General features: G+C 63.4%; 12 protein-coding genes and 2 pseudogenes. 10 read left to right on the plus strand and 4 right to left on the minus strand.

The window, feature by feature from the left end; genetic code table 11:
* Positions 1-98: 98 nt before the first annotated feature.
* Together DY201_RS05075 and DY201_RS29370 are read right to left on the minus strand one after the other, a co-directional pair.
* Positions 99-1295: pseudogene (locus tag DY201_RS05075) on the minus strand (methyl-accepting chemotaxis protein); the annotation flags it as partial.
* Between the two features lie 98 nt (positions 1296-1393).
* Positions 1394-1903, minus strand: a pseudogene (locus DY201_RS29370) (Tar ligand binding domain-containing protein); the annotation flags it as partial.
* Positions 1904-2925: 1022 nt separating this feature from the next.
* On the opposite strand from DY201_RS29370, the gene DY201_RS05085 reads away from it, so the two are divergent.
* From DY201_RS05085 to DY201_RS05110, 6 genes are read left to right on the plus strand one after another with little or no spacing between them, the layout of a single operon-like run.
* Positions 2926-3894: an ABC transporter permease gene (locus tag DY201_RS05085; protein WP_115730270.1), complete on the plus strand. Its 969-nt coding sequence runs from the start codon at positions 2926-2928 to the stop codon at positions 3892-3894.
* A gap of 18 nt (positions 3895-3912) precedes the next feature.
* On the plus strand, positions 3913-4863 hold the full coding sequence (locus tag DY201_RS05090; RefSeq protein WP_115730271.1) for an ABC transporter permease: 951 nt from the start codon (positions 3913-3915) through the stop codon (positions 4861-4863).
* A gap of 5 nt (positions 4864-4868) precedes the next feature.
* Entirely contained in the window at positions 4869-6062 is a 1194-nt protein-coding gene (locus DY201_RS05095) for an amidohydrolase family protein (protein ID WP_115730272.1), read from the plus strand.
* Entirely contained in the window at positions 6059-7555 is a 1497-nt protein-coding gene (locus tag DY201_RS05100) for an amidohydrolase family protein (RefSeq protein WP_115730273.1), read from the plus strand. Before DY201_RS05095 ends, DY201_RS05100 begins: the two co-directional genes overlap by 4 nt.
* Positions 7548-8531, plus strand: a complete 984-nt coding sequence (locus DY201_RS05105) for an ABC transporter ATP-binding protein (protein WP_115730274.1) — start codon at positions 7548-7550, stop codon at positions 8529-8531. Before DY201_RS05100 ends, DY201_RS05105 begins: the two co-directional genes overlap by 8 nt.
* Entirely contained in the window at positions 8528-9508 is a 981-nt protein-coding gene (locus DY201_RS05110; RefSeq protein WP_425358713.1) for an ABC transporter ATP-binding protein, read from the plus strand. Before DY201_RS05105 ends, DY201_RS05110 begins: the two co-directional genes overlap by 4 nt.
* Before the next feature lie 16 nt (positions 9509-9524).
* Here the strand turns inward: DY201_RS05110 and DY201_RS05115 are convergent, their stop codons facing one another.
* Positions 9525-10202, minus strand: coding sequence for a GntR family transcriptional regulator (locus DY201_RS05115; protein ID WP_115733600.1), 678 nt, complete (start codon positions 10200-10202; stop codon positions 9525-9527).
* 137 nt (positions 10203-10339) lie between these two features.
* On the opposite strand from DY201_RS05115, the gene DY201_RS05120 reads away from it, so the two are divergent.
* Positions 10340-10975 carry a flavin reductase family protein gene (locus DY201_RS05120; RefSeq protein ID WP_115730275.1) on the plus strand — a complete coding sequence of 212 codons (636 nt, stop codon included), beginning with the start codon at positions 10340-10342 and terminating at the stop codon, positions 10973-10975.
* A gap of 11 nt (positions 10976-10986) precedes the next feature.
* Complete coding sequence (locus tag DY201_RS05125) at positions 10987-11733, plus strand: aspartate/glutamate racemase family protein (RefSeq protein WP_115730276.1); 747 nt, start codon at positions 10987-10989, stop codon at positions 11731-11733.
* A gap of 89 nt (positions 11734-11822) precedes the next feature.
* On the opposite strand, the gene DY201_RS05130 is transcribed toward DY201_RS05125, so the two are convergent.
* Positions 11823-13298 (minus strand): amidohydrolase family protein, encoded by a 1476-nt coding sequence (locus tag DY201_RS05130; protein ID WP_115730277.1) that lies wholly within the window; start codon positions 13296-13298, stop codon positions 11823-11825.
* A 192-nt stretch (positions 13299-13490) separates the two neighbouring features.
* Here DY201_RS05130 and DY201_RS05135 point away from each other — a divergent pair, with 192 nt between their 5' ends.
* Both DY201_RS05135 and DY201_RS05140 read left to right on the plus strand, forming a co-directional pair.
* A complete protein-coding gene (locus tag DY201_RS05135) occupies positions 13491-15059 on the plus strand; it encodes an ABC transporter substrate-binding protein (RefSeq protein WP_115730278.1) in 1569 nt (522 codons plus the stop codon).
* Positions 15060-15176: 117 nt separating this feature from the next.
* Positions 15177-16655, plus strand: coding sequence for an amidohydrolase family protein (locus tag DY201_RS05140; protein ID WP_115730279.1), 1479 nt, complete (start codon positions 15177-15179; stop codon positions 16653-16655).
* The last annotated feature ends 6 nt before the right edge of the window (positions 16656-16661 follow it).

Here is a 16661-nt window from a genome sequence, read left to right on the forward strand (position 1 = left end):
GCAAGGTCGCCGATTCTGCCGAGTGTCTTCAACGTTAGGCTCGGCGCAGCCTCTCCGGCGATTTGCCGGAGAGGCTGTTGCGGTTCAGCTGTGGGCGGTCAGGCTGCGCGACGCTGGCTCTGAGATGCCGAACCCTCGGCAAGCGCGAACTGCGCGATCAGCTGGCGCAGGCGGGCGGCTTCGCCTGCGAGCGTCACGCTGGCGGCCGTGGTTTCCTCGACCATGGCGGCGTTCTGCTGGGTGACCTGGTCTATCTGGTTGACTGCAGTATTGACCTCGGCAAGGCCGGTCGACTGCTCATGGACGGAGGTGGCGATCGCGTCCATGTGCTGGTTGATGGTCACGACATAGGTCTCGATGGTCTTCAGCGCCTCGCCGGTTTGCCGCACCAGCTTGACGCCGGCCTCGATCTCGACGCTCGAGTGGTGGATCAGATCCTTGATTTCCCTTGCCGCCTTGGCCGAGCGCTGCGCCAGTTCGCGCACCTCATGGGCGACGACCGCAAAGCCTTTGCCGGCATCGCCTGCCCGCGCCGCCTCGACGCCGGCGTTGAGCGCCAGAAGATTGGTCTGGAACGCGATCTCGTCGATGACGCCAATGATGTTGGAGATCTGGCCGGAGGCTTCCTCGATCCGGCCCATGGCTTCGACTGCGTTCCCCACCACCGCGCCCGACTGGGCAGCGCTGGCATTGGCCCGCATCGCCACCGACCGCGCCTCGTCGGCACGCTTGGAGGAGTTTGAGACGTTGACGGTGATTTCGTCGAGCGCGGCAGCGGTCTCTTCGAGCGAGGCCGCCTGCTGTTCGGTGCGGCGTGAGAGGTCGTCGGCGCTGACGCTGATCTCGCGGGTTCCGTTGTCGATTGACCCGGCCGAGAGGGTGATGGCCGACAGCGTGCCGCCGAGCTGACCGATGGCGGCGTTGAGGTCATGGCGCAGAGGCTCGAAATCCGGCGCGAAGGCTTGCTCGAGCTGGAATGACAGGTCACCGGAGGCAAGCCGGCGGAGACCGGCGGCCAGCCCCGAGGTCGCCTGGTCCAGCCGCGCCTGGGCGGCTGCTTCCGCTTCCTCGGTCAGGCGAATGCGGTCGCTTTCGGCCCGCGCCCGCGCGGCCTGTGCCTCATCTTCCATCCGCCGGTTGGCGATCGCCGCCTGCCGGAACACCTCGACGGCTCCGGCCATCTCGCCGACCTCGTCGCGGCGCCCGGAGTAGGGAACTGCCGCTGTCGTGTCGCCGGATGCCAGGCGGCGCATTGCCTCTTGCATGCGCCTGAGCGGGGTCGATACGCCGCCGATGACCAGCCAAACCGAGCGACGATGATGAACGAGACGACGGCAAGCGTGCTCATCCACAGGACGATGGTCGACTTCAGATCGTTTGCGGCGCGAAACTCCTCCTGGGCCACGCGGAGCTGGAGGGAAACCAAGTCGCTGATGGGCGTGGCAAGCGGATCGATCGTCGGATAGAGCCGATCGACGACAAAGCGATCGAGCGCTGCCTGGTCCTTTCGCGCGATGATGTCGATCAGCGTGTCGATTGCACCTTTCGAGCTCTCGCGAAGCCCGGCGAAACCGTCCGCCAACGCCTTTTCATCTGACGTCATGACCGTGGACGCATAAGCCGTCCAGGAGCGGTCAATGGCATCAGTGGCGACGCGCAACGCCTTTTCGCCCTCCGCCCAATCAAGAGCGCCGCTTCTGACCTTGTGGGCGGTGTCGACGATGTTGACGGCATACATGTCCGCAACGGTCTTCAGATTGGTCATCGGCTCGACGCGATCGACGACAATTGTGCGGGTCCGCTCCGACACGGATTGCAGCGCCACAAAGGCTGTGCCGCCCGAGATCAGCAACAAAACCGCAAGGAGGGTGATACTGGCAATGAGCTTCAGTCTGATCGTCATGACGGGGTTCCGGCTCGATTTGATATCGCTCAGTACCTCGACGCAGATTGCAACTTTATTAAATTGGGATGTATCGACATCGCAAAATTCTCTATCGTTATGCGGGAATGATTTCGAGATGCTGCAACCTGGGCGTTTTTGGAATAATTGATGAAATCATTATTCAGTTTATACTTTGATATGAAGAGATAAATTGATGTCGATCCGCTGGAGTAGGCTGGCGCGCAATATGCAGCGCCGAGATCTGGGGAAGAACAGATGGTGGCCGACAGCCAGGTGATGGGCCGTTGTTGCTGGCTTTGCGCAGTCCGACTTGGGGCACCGGCGCTGCTGTGCTTGATGGGTCGATCGATGTCTCCGGCCATCTTCGAAATCAGGCCAAGCTCCCGACGGCGCGAAACGGGGCTGAGACGCTCTCCGCCTCGCGCGACTGCAAGCGCGACAAACCGGCACGAAAATGGGGCGTGCGCGCCCGTCTTTCCAACAATGCATGAGGTCCGTTGGTCGGCAGGCAAGCAGCCTAGCTCGCCAGCGCATTGGCCTCGCTGCCTTGCTGCCGACAGGCCCGGCGAGCGCGCTTTTAGATCTGTTGGCAAAAATGCCAAAAATTGTCAACAATATAGTTGACATGCCTGTTGCGAATCCGTAGCTTTTGGAACGCAGGCGGCAATCGGCAAGACCGTGGAGGTGCGGCTGGTTGATGCGGCGAGCGGATTGGCGGCCCTCGGGAAGCCATCGCTTATGAAAAAGATCCCCGCCAAGGGGACTGGGGGAACAAAAAGAAGTGGGAGAACTGACATGCTCAGGAAGCTGAGCCCCGCAGCGGTCGGAGCTGCGGGCCTTTCGACGCCTGGTCTTGCGAAGCCCTCGAAGGGTGTCCTTCGCGCGACAACAAGGTCGATGGCATCGCGCGGCTTGCCGACGACAAGCCGCGCCACTGACTGACTCATTTCGCGCAGTAAACACCCATGCGGAGCCGGCGCGACGGGCGCCCCGGCTCCATCCACCCCGCGAGGCTTCACATGCTGGTCTTCACTATAAGCCGCATCGCCAACGCCATCATGGTCATGCTCGCCGTGGCCTTGCTCGCATTCGCGATCTTCCGCCTTGCCGGCGATCCGGTCGAGTTGATGGTCACCGAACAGACGACGCAGGCGGATCGTGATGCCATCCGAGAGCGGCTCGGGCTCAACGACGACACCGCGACGCAGTTCGTGCGCTTCGTCGCCAATGCCGCGCGCGGTGACTTCGGCATCTCCTACCGCAATGGCCAGGACGTTCTGACGCTCATCGGAGAACGTTTCCCGGCAACGCTCGAACTGGTGCTGGTGGCCACCTTGATCTCGCTGATCTTCGGCCTGCCCCTGGGCGTGCTCACCGCGATCAAACGCGGCAAGTGGTACACGGAGTCGCTGCAGTTCCTGTCGATCATCGGGGTGTCTTTGCCGAGCTTCGTCGTCGGCATCCTGCTCATTCTGGTCTTTTCGGTCATCCTGGGCTGGCTGCCGGCCTTTGGCCGCGGCGAAGTCGTCCAGCTCGGCTGGTGGTCGACCGGCCTGTTGACGCCATCCGGCCGCGCCGCCCTGCTGCTGCCGGCCGTCGCACTTTCGCTCTACCAGATCACGCTGATCATGCGCCTTGTCCGCGCCGAGATGCTGGAAGTGCTGCGCTCGGACTATGTCAAGTTTGCGCGCGCCAGGGGCATTCCGCGCTGGCGCATCTATTTCCGCCACGCGCTGCGGAACTGCCTGATGCCGGTGGTGACGATGACAGCCATGAACATCGGCTCGCTGATCGCCTTTGCCCTCATCACCGAGACCGTCTTCCAGTGGCCGGGCATGGGCATGCTGTTCATCCAGGCGGTCACCTTCCTCGATATCCCGGTGATGGCGGCCTATCTCTGCATCATCTCCTTCATCTTCGTCGCGCTGAACACGCTGGTCGACATCACCTACGCGGTGATCGATCCGCGCCTGCGCAACGCACGCTGACCAGACAGGGGCGTCTCGATGACGATCGATACTTCAAAGCCGGGCGCAACGCAGCGCCCCACCATGCTGCAGCGCATGCGCGGCAGCGACGTCTGGTGGTCGTTCACGCACAGCAAGTCGGCGATGATCGCCGCGGCCGTCCTGACCATCGTGATCCTTACGGCTGTCTTCGCGCCGCTCATTGCGCCGCAAAACCCCTATGACGCAGCACAGCTCGACATGTGGAAGGCGGAGTTGCCGCCGGTCTGGCAGGAGGGCGGCGAGTGGCCTTATCTGCTCGGCACCGACACGCAAGGTCGCGACATGCTGTCGGCGATCCTCTACGGCACCCGCATTTCGATCGTGATCGGCCTCGCCTCCGTCGCGCTGTCGCTGCTGATCGGCATGACCGCGGGCCTGATCGCCGGCTTCTTCGGCGGCATGATCGAGAACGTCCTGATGCGCATTGGCGACATCACGCTGTCGATGCCGACGATCCTGATCGCCATTCTGGTCTCGACCGTGGTGCGGCAGCTTTTGCCAAGCGAGTTGCGCGAAATCGGGGCTTCGGCAGTGCTCATCCTCGCCATTTCGCTATCGGCGTGGGTCCAATATGCCCGCACGGTGCGGGCGCAAACCATTGTCGAACGCAACAAGGAATATGTTCAGGCGGCTCGCCTGCTAAAGGTGCCTGCCCGTCGCATCTTGGCATACCACATCCTGCCCAACACGCTGACGCCGGTGCTGGTCGCCGCCACGCTGAACTTCGGCATGGCGATCCTGACCGAGGCGACGCTGTCCTTCCTGGGCATCGGCATGCCGCCTGGGCAACCTTCGCTCGGAACGCTGATCCGCATCGGCAACCAGTTCCTGTTCTCCGGCTCGTGGTGGATCGTGCTGTTCCCGGTGATCCAACTCTGCCTGCTCGTCGTCGTCGTCAACATCCTGGGTGACTGGCTGCGCGACGTGCTCAATCCAAAACTGAGGTAAGCGTGATGACCAACCTGTTGCTTCGCAACGTTCGCCCCTATGGCGGTGCGAATTCCGATCTGCTGATCCGCGACGGGCGGATTGCCGGCATCGGCCGGTTCGAAGCCGACCCCGGCATGAAGGTTGAAGACGGTAAGGGCGCCATTGCCATTCCGGGCCTGATCGACGCGCATACCCATCTCGACAAGACCACCTGGGGCATGCCCTGGCACGAGAACAACCGCCGTGCCGTGCTGCGCGAGCGCATCGATTTCGAGCGCGAGAACCGCATCGAGATCGGCATCGACCCGCACCGCCAGTCGATGCGCCACGCGATCGGCCTTGCCGCCCATGGCGCGACGCATATCCGCAGCCATGTCGACATCGATCCGGTCCACAAGCTGGCGCTCGTCGACGGCATCATGGAGACGCGCGAGAAGCTGAAGGGCGTCATCGACATCGAGATCGTCGCCTTCCCGCAGTCGGGACTGATGGTCATGCCCGGCACGCTGGAACTGCTTGACGAAGCGCTCAGCCAGGGCTGCGAAGTCCTTGGTGGCATCGATCCCTGCGGCATCGACCGTGACCCCAAGGGCCAGCTCGACGCGATCTTCGCGCTGGCACTGAAGCACCAGTGCCCGATCGACATTCACCTGCATGAGGCGGGCGACCTCGGCGCCTTCACCATGGAGCTGATGTTCGAGCGTATCCGCGCCAACGGCATGCAGGGCAAGGTCGCCATCAGCCACGCCTTTGCGCTCGGCATGAACGACTACCTTCGCGTCGGCCAGTTGATCGAACAGATCGCCGAACTCGACGTCGCGATCCTGACGACGGGTGCGCCCTCGGCGACCGTGCCGTCGATCATGCGTCTCAAGCAGGCTGGCGTGCGTGTTGGTGCCGGCTGCGACGGCATCCGCGACACCTGGGGGCCATGGGGCCAGCCCGACATGATCGACCGCGCCAAGGTGGTCGGCATGAAGAACGGCCTGCGCTCGGATATCGAGCTTGCGCACGTGTTGCACGTCGTCTCGCAGGGCGGCGCGGATGTGATGCGCATCGAGGGCTATGGCCTTGCCCAAGGCTGCAATGCCGATCTCACGCTGTTGACGGGCGAGACGCTGGCCCATGCGGTCGTCGACGTCGCGCCGCGCCCGCTTGTCATCAAAGGTGGCCGTGTCACCGCCCGCAACGGCCAGGCCACGGTGGAAATGCCATGACCAGACAGGTTCTCGATACGCTCGAACTCGGCAAGCGTCCCGACGGGCGCACACTCATCACCGCCGCCTGGGTGCTCGGCCATCGCGATGGCGGGCACAGGCTGATCCCCAACGGCCAGGTCGTTGTCGATGGCGGCGAGGTCATCCATGTCGGTAGCGATTTTGCGGGCGAGGTCGCCCGCCGGATTGATTTCGGCAACGCGCTGATCAGCCCCGGCCTTGTCGATCTCGACGCGCTGTCGGATCTCGACACCACGATCCTTGGCATCGACCATCATCCGGGCTGGGCCAAGGGGCGCGTCTGGCCGCGCCATTATGTCGAAGCCGGCCCCTACGAGATGTACTCGCAGGAAGAGCTTGCCTTCCAGAAACGCTTTGCCTTCGGCCAGCTGCTGCTGAACGGTATCACCACAGCTGCACCCATCGCCTCGCTGTTTTATCGCGAATGGGGCGAGACGGTTGCCGAGTTCGACGCTGCCGCCGATGCGGCCGGCGACCTCGGCCTGCGTGTCTATCTCAGCCCGGCCTATCGCGCCGGCGGCATGGTGCTCGAAGAGCCGGGCCGCATGGAAGCGGTGTTCGACGAGAAGCGCGGGCTCGCCGGCCTGCGCGATGCAGTCGACTACATCGGCCGGCAGAACGGTCGCCATGGCGACCTGGTGCGCGGCCTGCTGGTGCCGGACCGTGTCGAGACCTGCACGGAAGAGCTGTTGCGCCAGACGCAAGCCGCGGCTGCAGAACTCGGCTGCAAGATCCGCCTGCACATGGCGCAGGGCTCGATGGAGGTCGAAACCGTGCGCAAGCTGCATGGTACGACAGCACCTGTGTGGCTGGCGCGTGCCGGCTTGCTCAATGACAGGCTGATTGCTCCGCACGCCACCAACGCCACCGAGGAGGACCTCGGGCTCTATGCTGAGAATGGCGTTTCGATCGTGCACTGCCCGCTGGTCTCGGCGCGCGGCGGCAGCACGCTCAACTCGTTCTCCAAATGCAAGGAGCGCGGCATCAACATCGCGATGGGCACGGATACGACGCCCGCTGACATGCTGATGAACCTGCTTGTCGGCCTGATCGCTTGCCGCATCAACGATGGGGCCTCCGATCGTGTCCGCAGCGCCGACCTGTTCGATGCGGCAACGCTCGGCGGCGCCAAGGCGCTTGGCCGCGACGACCTGGGCAAGCTGATGCCAGGCGCGCGCGCCGACATCGCGGTCTTCGGGCTCGACGATGCGGTCATGGCGCCGTCGATCGACCCGATCACCACGCTGGTGACAGGCGGGTCGGGCAAGGTCACACAGGCCGTGTTCGTCGACGGTCGCCTGTCGATGCGCTTCGGCGAGGTCGCAGGCATCGACATGAAGGCCGCGCGAGAGCGTGCCCAGCGCCAGTTCGACGGGCTCATCGCCAAGTATCCGGAACGCAGCTGGGGCAATCCGCCGGTTTCGGAGATCTTCCCGCCCAGCTATCCGATCGAGGTCAAAGCCAATGGCTGAAGTCGACAAACCCGTACTCGAGGTTCGTAACCTCAGGGTCGAATTCCCGAGCCGCCGAGGCGTGGCAACCGCGCTTTCCAACGTCAGCCTGTCGATACGCCCGGGCGAAATCCTCGGGGTCGTCGGCGAATCCGGTGCCGGCAAATCGATGACCGGCCTAGCGATCCAGGGCCTGCTCGAACGTCCCGGCCATATCGCCGAAGGCGAGATATGGCTCGCCGATCGTCGCATCGACAATCTCGACGACCGCGCGATGGAGAAAATCCGCGGCCGCGAGATCGGCGCCATCTTCCAGGACCCGCTCACCTCGCTCAATCCGCTCTTCACTGTCGGTGCGCAGCTGACGGAGACCATCCGCCAGCATCTCGGCATGGGCAAGGCGGAGGCGAGGGCACGCGCGATCTCGCTGCTCAAGGACGTCGGCATCCCGTCGCCCGAAGATCGCTTCAGCCAGTATCCGCATCAGTTCTCGGGCGGCATGCGCCAGCGCGTGGTGATTGCGCTTGCGCTCGCCGCCTCGCCCAAGCTGATCATCGCCGATGAGCCGACCACCGCGCTCGACGTGTCGATCCAGGCCCAGATCACCTCACTGCTGCGCAAGCTGTGCAAGGAGAAGCGGACAGCGGTCATGCTTGTCACGCACGACATGGGCGTCATTGCCGAAACGGCGGATCGGATTGCCGTGTTGTATGCCGGCCGTCTTGTCGAAATCGGGCCAGTCGAACAGGTGCTGAGCGCACCGACACATCCTTATACACGCGGACTTATGGCCTCCATTCCGGAGCTGGGCGCGCGCGTCAAGCACCTGAACCAGATCGATGGCTCGATGCCGCGGCTCGATGCCGTTCCAACTGGCTGCGCTTTCAATCCGCGCTGCAAGGAGGCAGGGCCGCGTTGCGTGCGGGAGCGGCCAGACCTGTTGCCGGTGGGTGCCGGCGCCAGCGCCTGCTGGCTGAATGCGGGAGGAACAGCATGACCGTCATGTCGACACAGAAGACGCAGGCGCTCCGCGTCGAGGGACTCGTCAAGACATTCGACGTCTCCGCGCCATGGCTCAACCGCGTCGTCGAGCGCAAGCCGCGCCAGTACCTGCAGGCCGTCAGCGACATCAGCTTCGAAGTTCCGCTGGGCGGCTGCCTCAGCCTCGTCGGCGAAAGCGGCTGCGGTAAGTCGACCGTCGCGCGCCTGGTAACTGGCCTCTACAAGGCAAATAGCGGCGAGATGCGTTTTGCGCAGGGCGCGGATGGCAAGCCGCTGTCGGCCCAAATGATCTTCCAGGACCCTTACGCTTCGCTCAATCCGCGCTGGCGCGTGAAGAACATCATCGCCGAGCCGCTGCGCGAGTTGAAGCTGCGCAACACCGCAGCTGAGGTCAACGAGCGGGTGGTGGAACTGCTCAAGACCGTCGGCCTGTCGGCCTCGGATGGCGACAAGTTCCCGCATGAATTCTCCGGTGGCCAGCGACAGCGAATCTCGATCGCGCGTGCCCTGGCAAGCGAGCCACGCTTCCTGGTCTGCGACGAGCCGACATCGGCGCTGGACGTGTCGGTGCAGGCCCAGGTGCTCAACCTGATGCGGCGGCTGCAGGACGAGTTCGGCCTGACCTACCTGTTCATCAGTCATGACATGAGTGTGGTCCGGCACATGTCCGACCGCATTGCGGTCATGTATCTCGGCCGCATCGTCGAGGAAGGCGAGACCGAGGCACTCTTTGCCAATCCGCGCCATCCCTACACGCGGCTGCTGCTGGAAACGATCCCGAACGTCAAGCATCCGCACCGGGATCGCGTCGTTGCGGGCGGTGAGGTGCCGAGTCCGCTCAAGCCCCCGTCGGGTTGTCCATTCCATCCGCGATGCCCGATGGCCACCGCGCGCTGCTCGTCAGAGCTCCCGGCGGTACGCACGCTCGCGGGCGGAACCCGTGTCGCATGTCACCTCGTGACCGACGAATGACGATGAGGGATATGGACTATGCCAGGGCGGCCTTGAGGTCATGCGACATGTCGCGGACTTCCCTGAGGTCCAGCTCGGACTCGACATGGTCGAGGTGATGCTCCATCAGCCGCGAGGCCTTCTCGACATCGCCAGCGGTGATAGCCTCGACGATCTCGTCATGTTCGTCCGGTCCGCAGTTGAAGCGTGCCGTATTGCGATACACGGCAGTGATCAGCGACGTGCGCGAGATCAGGTCGCGCATCATGCCGAACAGGAAGTCCGAGCCGGAGAGTTCGGCGAGCAGGAGGTGGAAGCCTCCGGACAGTTTGATGATGTCGGTGGTGGCGTCATTGGCGTTTGCAACCCTCTCGCGCGCGACATGGCTGCGCAACCTGGCGACATCGGCCTTCGACCTCGACCTGCAGATGTGCTCGATGACGCATCGCTCTACCGAACGGCGCACGAAGAACACGTCCCGGGCCTCGTCGACCGACGGCTGGCACACGAAAGCGCCGCGATTGGGGATGATCGTCACAAGCCCTTCGCGCTCGAGCGCCGTCAGGGCCTGGCGAATACGCGCGCGGCTGACGTCGAAGATTTCAGCCAGTTGGCCTTCCTTGAGCTGGACGCCCGGACGCAACCGGCGCTCGGCAATCGAAAGCCATACTTTTTCGACAATCTGTTGCGTCGAAACGCTTGCTTGTTCGGTCATGAAGCGCTGCCTCCTGCGAAGGCCGACATTCGTCATGGACAGTTAAAAGTCAACATTCCAATAAATTACCCGAATCCCATTTTGCTGACAATCTAGTATAAAATTGTGTACCAAGCGGTTCGGATTTGAGAGGGCATATGGAGTTCGATTTCACGAAGCTGGAGATGGAAAGCCGCTATCGCCTGCTGACCAATTTCATTGGTCCGCGGCCGATCGCGCTCGTCACCACGCGCGCGGCCACGGGGCGCAGCAATGCGGCACCGATGAGCTTCTTCAACGTTTTCTCGCACGAGCCGCCGATCGTCGTGCTGGGCATCCAGCCGCGCGCCACCGGCGAGGACAAGGACACCGTGGTCAACATCCGCCGTACCGGCGAGTTCGTGGTCAACATGGTGGACATGGCCCTGTCGCAGCAGATGCTCGTTTGCGGCCTGGGCTTCGAAAGTGATGTCGACGAACTCGAGATGGCCGGGCTGCCCACCGCTCGCGGTGCCCAGATCGACGTCGACTACGTGACCAATGCGCCATGCGCGTTCGAATGCCGTGTCGAGCGGCTTATCGAATATCCGCGTCGCCTGCTCGTCCTGGGCGAAGTGGTGCACATGCATGTGCGCCGCGACTGCCTCGACGAGGCAGGGCGCTATGTAAACCCCGAAGTCTACCAGCCGATCGCCCGGCTTCACGCAGACAACTACATCACCTCCGACCGCCAGTTCGTGCTCAAGGCCCCGGCGATCGCGGATGTACTCAAGGCAAACGAACGCGGCGAGTAGGATCCCAAAAAGTGCATATCCGCCTGATCAATCCAAATTCGACCGCTTCCATGACCAACCAGGCTCTGGAAAGCGCGCTGCGCGTTGCAAACGCGGCGACGCATGTGAGCGCCGTCAATCCGACCAGAACGCCGGTCAGCATCGAAGGCAGTGCCGACGAGGCGCTGGCCGTGCCAGACATGCTGTCGGAAATCCGCAAGGGCGAGGGTGAGGGCGTCGACGCTTACGTGATCGCCTGTTTCGACGATCCCGGCCTGCATGCCGCCCGCGAAGTTGCCAAGGGACCGGTGATCGGCATCTGCCAGGCGGCCGTCCAGGTGGCCATGACCATCAGCCGTCGGTTCTCTGTAGTCACCACGCTGCCGCGTTCGGTGCCGATCATCGAGGACATCGTCCAGGCCTATGGCGCCGGGCACCATTGCCGTGCCGTGCATGCCATCGACCTGCCGGTGCTCGGGCTCGAGGAAGATCCCGAGACGGCCGAGCGCCTGCTCATCGAGACGATCGAGCGGGCAAAGCTCTATGATCGGGCCGAGGCGATCATCCTCGGCTGCGCCGGCATGTCGAACCTGTGTGACCGACTGGCAAAGGCAACGGGCGTGCCTGTCATCGATGGGGTCACCGCCGCCCTCAAGATCGCGGAGGCGCTTGTCGGTGCTGGCTACGCCACGTCGAAGGTCAACGCCTATGATTTTCCACGTCAGAAAGGGCCGGCGATTGCTGACACCGATCCCCAGCTGAGAGCGGCGAACAGCTAGCGCCGTAGACGACAAAGGGGCCCCTCGGGCCCCTTTTGCTTTGGTGGATGGTGGCTGCTTGCTTCTGCAGACCGCCATGGATGCCGGCCTTACAGAACCGGCGGTGCCGGCGGTACCACTGGCTCCTCGAAGGTGCGGTAGAGCTTGCCCCAGGCGGGGTCGTGCATATGCGCCCGGAGACCGGCGCGTTCGACAAGGGCCTGCGCCTCGCCTTCGCCGAAATCGAGCGCCTGCTCCATATCGGTGGTCAGCACCTTGGTGCCTTCCATCAGGATCTTGCCGTCGACGATGACGGTGTCGACGTCGCTGCCGAGCACCTGCTGGACCAGCCGGTGAACGACCATCCAGTTCGGCGTCAGATGCGGCTGGCGCATGTTGATGATGGCGATGTCGGCCTTCTTGCCGACCTCCAGCGAGCCGATCTCGTGATCCATGCCGAGGGCGCGGGCGGCATCGATGGTGATCATCTCGAACATCTTGCCTGGCGGCAGCAAATAGCGGTCGTGGTTGTGCAGCAGATGCTGCGTGTATTGAGCGAGCCGCGCCATCTGGAACATGTCGAAGTGGCGGCCGGGGGAGACGCCGTCGGAAGTGACCGCGACAGGCACGCCCTTGGAGATCATGTCGAGGATCGGCGTCGAACGTCCGGGTGGGGCGTGGGTGACGAAAGTGCCCGTCTCGGCCAGAATGTCGACCTCTTCATGCGATATGCCCCAACAGTGCTGCAGGTGCACGTCTGGTCCGAGGATGGCGTTTTCCCTGTCCTGGAAGGCCATGCGGATCTGGCCGGCGAAGGCGTCGGAGTGGATACGAACACCCCATTTGCGCGCCGTCTCGCGCACGCGGCGGGCCTGCATGCGGTCGTTGTCGGTGAGCTTGACCGCCCGATCGGGCGTCGTCGTGTTGGAGGGGTCGAGCGACGGCACGATGGTGAAGGGCGTCAGGAACACGTTGATGCGGCCGTCTGCGCTACCGTTCAGCTCCTGGATTGTCGCTTCCGCCCCTTCGATCATCTCCTCGAACGAGATTTGGCGCCGTTCCGGCTTGCCGCTCTCCCAACGTGTCACCGGATGCGGCCAGGGCAGGCCGGCCGGGCCGACACAGATCACCTCGCGCAGGCCGATCTCGCCATAGGCCTTGGCGTGGTTGCTGGCGAAGACCGGGTCATCGCTGCGCGGCATGGACGAGATGATGCTGACGCCTGTCGTGACGCCGGCGCGTAGCCGCTCCAGGCCGGACACCAGGCCGTCCGCATACCAGTAGTCGCGGGTGGTGTAGTGGTAATAGGTCGGCGTGACGATCTGCATCCACATCGCGTTGGTGTCCGCCGCGATGCTGCGGATCAGCACGTGCCCGGCATGGCCGTGGGCGTCGATGAGGCCGGGAATGATCAGCTTGCCGCGGCAGTCGACAATCTTCTTGTCCTGATGCCGCGGTTCGAGTTCGCTCGCCGATCCAATGTCGACAATCCTGTCATCCCTGATCGCGATTGCGCCATCTTCGATGATGCGCCGCTCGGGGTCGACGGTGACGATGGTTCCATGCAGCAGCAGCAGGTCGCTCATGCGGTTTTTCCTCCATTTCCGCTGGCCGCCGGCCTTCTGGCAGCCCGTCGGTTGGCTCGACACCACATGGCGCCAGCGTGACCCGACGTAATTTTGCTAGCGATTCAGCTAAATTGCGTCAACAAGATTGTTGACAATCCTGTCGATCAGATTGATGGTGGGTTTCAGTAAGCGCGATCCTTGGGAGGTAAAATGTCTCGCTTTAAGAAACTCATTCTCGGTGCCGTTGCAGCAATCGCCATCTCCGCGCCGGCAAGTGCGGAAACCCTCCGTTGGGGTGGTCGGGCCGACATCTATTCGCTCGATCCCGATTCCATCGCCTCGACGTTCAACCTGTCGTTCCTCAACCATATCTATGAGGGCCTGGTCCGCTACGACGCCAGCTTCAAGATCGAGCCGGCGCTGGCGACCAAGTGGGAGCTGATTGACAACAAGGTCTGGCGCTTCACCCTGCGCCAGGGCGTCAAGTTCCACAACGGTGCCGACTTCACCGCAGACGATGTGATCGCTTCGCTCAACCGCGTCACCGATCCGTCTTCGCCGCTGCGCGGCAACATCCCGCTCTATGTCAGCAGCAAGAAGGTCGACGACCACACAGTCGACATCGAGGTCTCGGCGCCGACCTCGCTGTTCCTCAACGACATGACGAACATCTTCATGTTCAGCGGCAAGTGGCTGAAGGACAACAACACGGAAAAGCCAACCGCCGTCGACACCAAGACGGAAGGCTACGCCACCCACAACACCAACGGCACGGGCCCCTTCAAGCTCGAAAGCCGCGTCGCCGACAGCAAGACCGTGCTGCTCGTCAACGACCTCTGGTGGGACGAGAAGAAGCACAATCTCGACCGCATCGAATACATGCCAATCGCCTCTCCGGCGACCCGCGTCGCAGCGCTGCTGTCGGGCGAAGTCGACCTCGTCGATTCCGCACCGATCCAGGATCTGCCGCGTCTCGAAAGCTCGCCGGGCCTGACGGTGCTGAAGAAGCAGGAGTTCCGCACGGTCTTCCTCGGCTTCAACCGCAAGGAGAAGCTGGAAGACGGGCGTGCCAATCCGTTCAACGATGTGCGTGTTCGCGAAGCAGTCGAAGCTGCGATCGATCGCGATCTGATCAACGCCAAGGTGATGCGCGGACTTGCCCGTCCGTCCGGATCGCTGATTGCGCCCGAGATTGCGGGCTATGCCAAGTCGCTCGACACCTACAGCAAGGCCGATCCGGAACGCGCCAAGAAGCTGCTCGCCGAGGCTGGCCAGGAGGGCCTGAAGTTCACCTATATGTGCTCCAACGACGAGAGCATCAACGAGGAGGACTTCTGCGCCGGCATCGCCAACATGCTGAAGCGCGCCGGCTTCGACGTCTCGATCGACATTGCGCCGCGCGCCATCCAGTCGCCGAAGCGCACGCAGGGCAAGGCCGACATGTTCAACCTGAGCTGGGCCAACGAACCGACGCTCGACGCATACTCGATCCTTGCCCAGGTGCTCTCCAGCAAGAACGACAAGGTCGGCGTGTCGAACTATGGCGGATGGTCGTATCCGGAGCTGGACAAGCTGGTTGCGCAGGCCGTGCAGGAACCTGACGTCGCCAAGCGCCTGGCCCTGGAAGAAGCAGCCCTCAAGATCGCCAAGGACGATACGATCCTCGTTCCGCTGCACCAGCAGCCGATCGCCTGGGCGACGCAGGCCAAGGTCAAGAGCGTCGATTTCCGCTCGGACAACAAGCCACGCCATTGGCTGACACAGATGGCCGGCGACTAAGCCCAGCCCAACGGTAACTCCCAAGAAGACCTGGGCGCTTCATCCTGAAAGGTGAAGCGCCCTTTCTTTAGCAGCGCCCGCTCGCCGGCGGCGCTACGACTTCAGACTGGATTGGCGATGACACGTCCCGAAGAGCTGACCCTTGGCCAGCGGCCGGCCGGCCGTACCCTCATGACCGCCGACTGGCTGCTGGCCTATCATGGCGAAGGGCACTGCCTTGTCCCGCGCGGCGAGCTGGTGATCGAGGGGGGCGAAGTCGTCTTCGCCGGCCGCCGCTTCGATGGCGAGGTTGCCAGGCGCATCGACTTCGGCGCAGCCCTAATCAGCCCCGGGCTGATCGACCTCGATGCTCTGTCGGACATCGACACCTATGTGCTCGTCCATGACAACCAACCCGGATGGGCCAAGGGCCGCATCTGGCCGCGCTCCTATGTCGAGCGTGGACCTTATGAGATGTATTCGCCCGAAGAGCTGGCCTTCCAGAAGAAGTTTGCCTTCGGTCTGTCGCTGCTGAACGGCGTCACGACCGCCGCGCCCATCGCTTCGCTCTATTATCGCGAATGGGGCGAGACGGTCGCCGAGTTCGATGCGGCTGCGGATGCGGCCGGCGATCTCGGTCTTCGCGTGTTTCTCAGCCCCGCCTACCGCTCGGGCGGCATGGTGCTGGAGGCGCCGGGCAAGATCGTGCCTGACTTCGACGAGGCACGAGGGCTGGCCGGTCTCGACGATGCGATAGCTTTCATAGAGCGCCAGCACGGCCGGCATGGCGGGCTGGTCAACGGCATGCTCGCGCCCGACCGGGTCGAGACCTGCACGCTCGAAGTCCTGCAGCGGACGATGGCTGCGGCGCGCGATCTCGATTGCCGGGTGCGGCTGCATATGGCCCAGGGCAAGCTCGAGCTCGACACCATGCACAAGCTGCATGGCGTGTCTGGGCCGCGCTGGATGGGCGATCATGGCCTGTTGAGCGAGCGACTGATCACCCCGCACGGCACCCATGCCTCGCTCGACGACCTGAAGCTCTATGCCGAAAACGGCGTCTCTATCGCGCACTCGCCACTGGTGTCGGCGCGCATGGGCAGCACGCTGAACTCCTTCGCCTCCTGCCGGAAGCTCGGCATCAACATCGGCATGGCAACCGACACGGCACCGCAGGACATGCTGATGAACCTGCTGATGGGACTCGTCGGATGCCGGATCAGCGAGAAGGCATCCGACGCCGTTCTCAGCAAGGATCTCTACGATGCCGCCACGCTGAGCGGCGCCAAGGCGCTGGGCAGGACCGATATCGGCCGGCTTGCCGCCGGCACCAAGGCCGACATCGCGATCTTCCGCCTCGACGACCCCTACATGACGCCGACTGTCGATCCGATCACCACACTGGTTCTCGGCGGCTCGGGCAAGGTAACGCAGGCGGTGTTCGTCGACGGACGCCTGTCGATGCTCGAGGGCAAGCTCGCAGGTTTCGACATACGTGCCGCCCGCGAACGCGCCCAGCGGCAGTTCGAAGGGCTGATCGCCAAGTATCCCGACAGAAGCTTTGAGCATCCGCCGGTGTCGGAGATCTTCGCGCCGAGCTATCCAATCCTGAATTGAGCAGGA

Origin of the sequence: Aminobacter aminovorans (assembly GCF_900445235.1) — a bacterium.
Classification (GTDB): domain Bacteria; phylum Pseudomonadota; class Alphaproteobacteria; order Rhizobiales; family Rhizobiaceae; genus Aminobacter; species Aminobacter aminovorans.

Coding starts and splice junctions, on each gene's coding strand:
- DY201_RS05120 (WP_115730275.1), top strand. CDS start 10,340: ATGGAGTTCGATTTCACGAAGCTGGAGATGGAAAGCCGCTATCGCCTG.
- DY201_RS05140 (WP_115730279.1), top strand. CDS start 15,177: ATGACACGTCCCGAAGAGCTGACCCTTGGCCAGCGGCCGGCCGGCCGT.
- DY201_RS05090 (WP_115730271.1), top strand. CDS start 3,913: ATGACGATCGATACTTCAAAGCCGGGCGCAACGCAGCGCCCCACCATG.
- DY201_RS05085 (WP_115730270.1), top strand. CDS start 2,926: ATGCTGGTCTTCACTATAAGCCGCATCGCCAACGCCATCATGGTCATG.
- DY201_RS05135 (WP_115730278.1), top strand. CDS start 13,491: ATGTCTCGCTTTAAGAAACTCATTCTCGGTGCCGTTGCAGCAATCGCC.
- DY201_RS05095 (WP_115730272.1), top strand. CDS start 4,869: ATGACCAACCTGTTGCTTCGCAACGTTCGCCCCTATGGCGGTGCGAAT.
- DY201_RS05100 (WP_115730273.1), top strand. CDS start 6,059: ATGACCAGACAGGTTCTCGATACGCTCGAACTCGGCAAGCGTCCCGAC.
- DY201_RS05130 (WP_115730277.1), bottom strand. CDS start 13,298: ATGAGCGACCTGCTGCTGCTGCATGGAACCATCGTCACCGTCGACCCC.
- DY201_RS05110 (WP_425358713.1), top strand. CDS start 8,528: ATGACCGTCATGTCGACACAGAAGACGCAGGCGCTCCGCGTCGAGGGA.
- DY201_RS05115 (WP_115733600.1), bottom strand. CDS start 10,202: ATGACCGAACAAGCAAGCGTTTCGACGCAACAGATTGTCGAAAAAGTA.
- DY201_RS05105 (WP_115730274.1), top strand. CDS start 7,548: ATGGCTGAAGTCGACAAACCCGTACTCGAGGTTCGTAACCTCAGGGTC.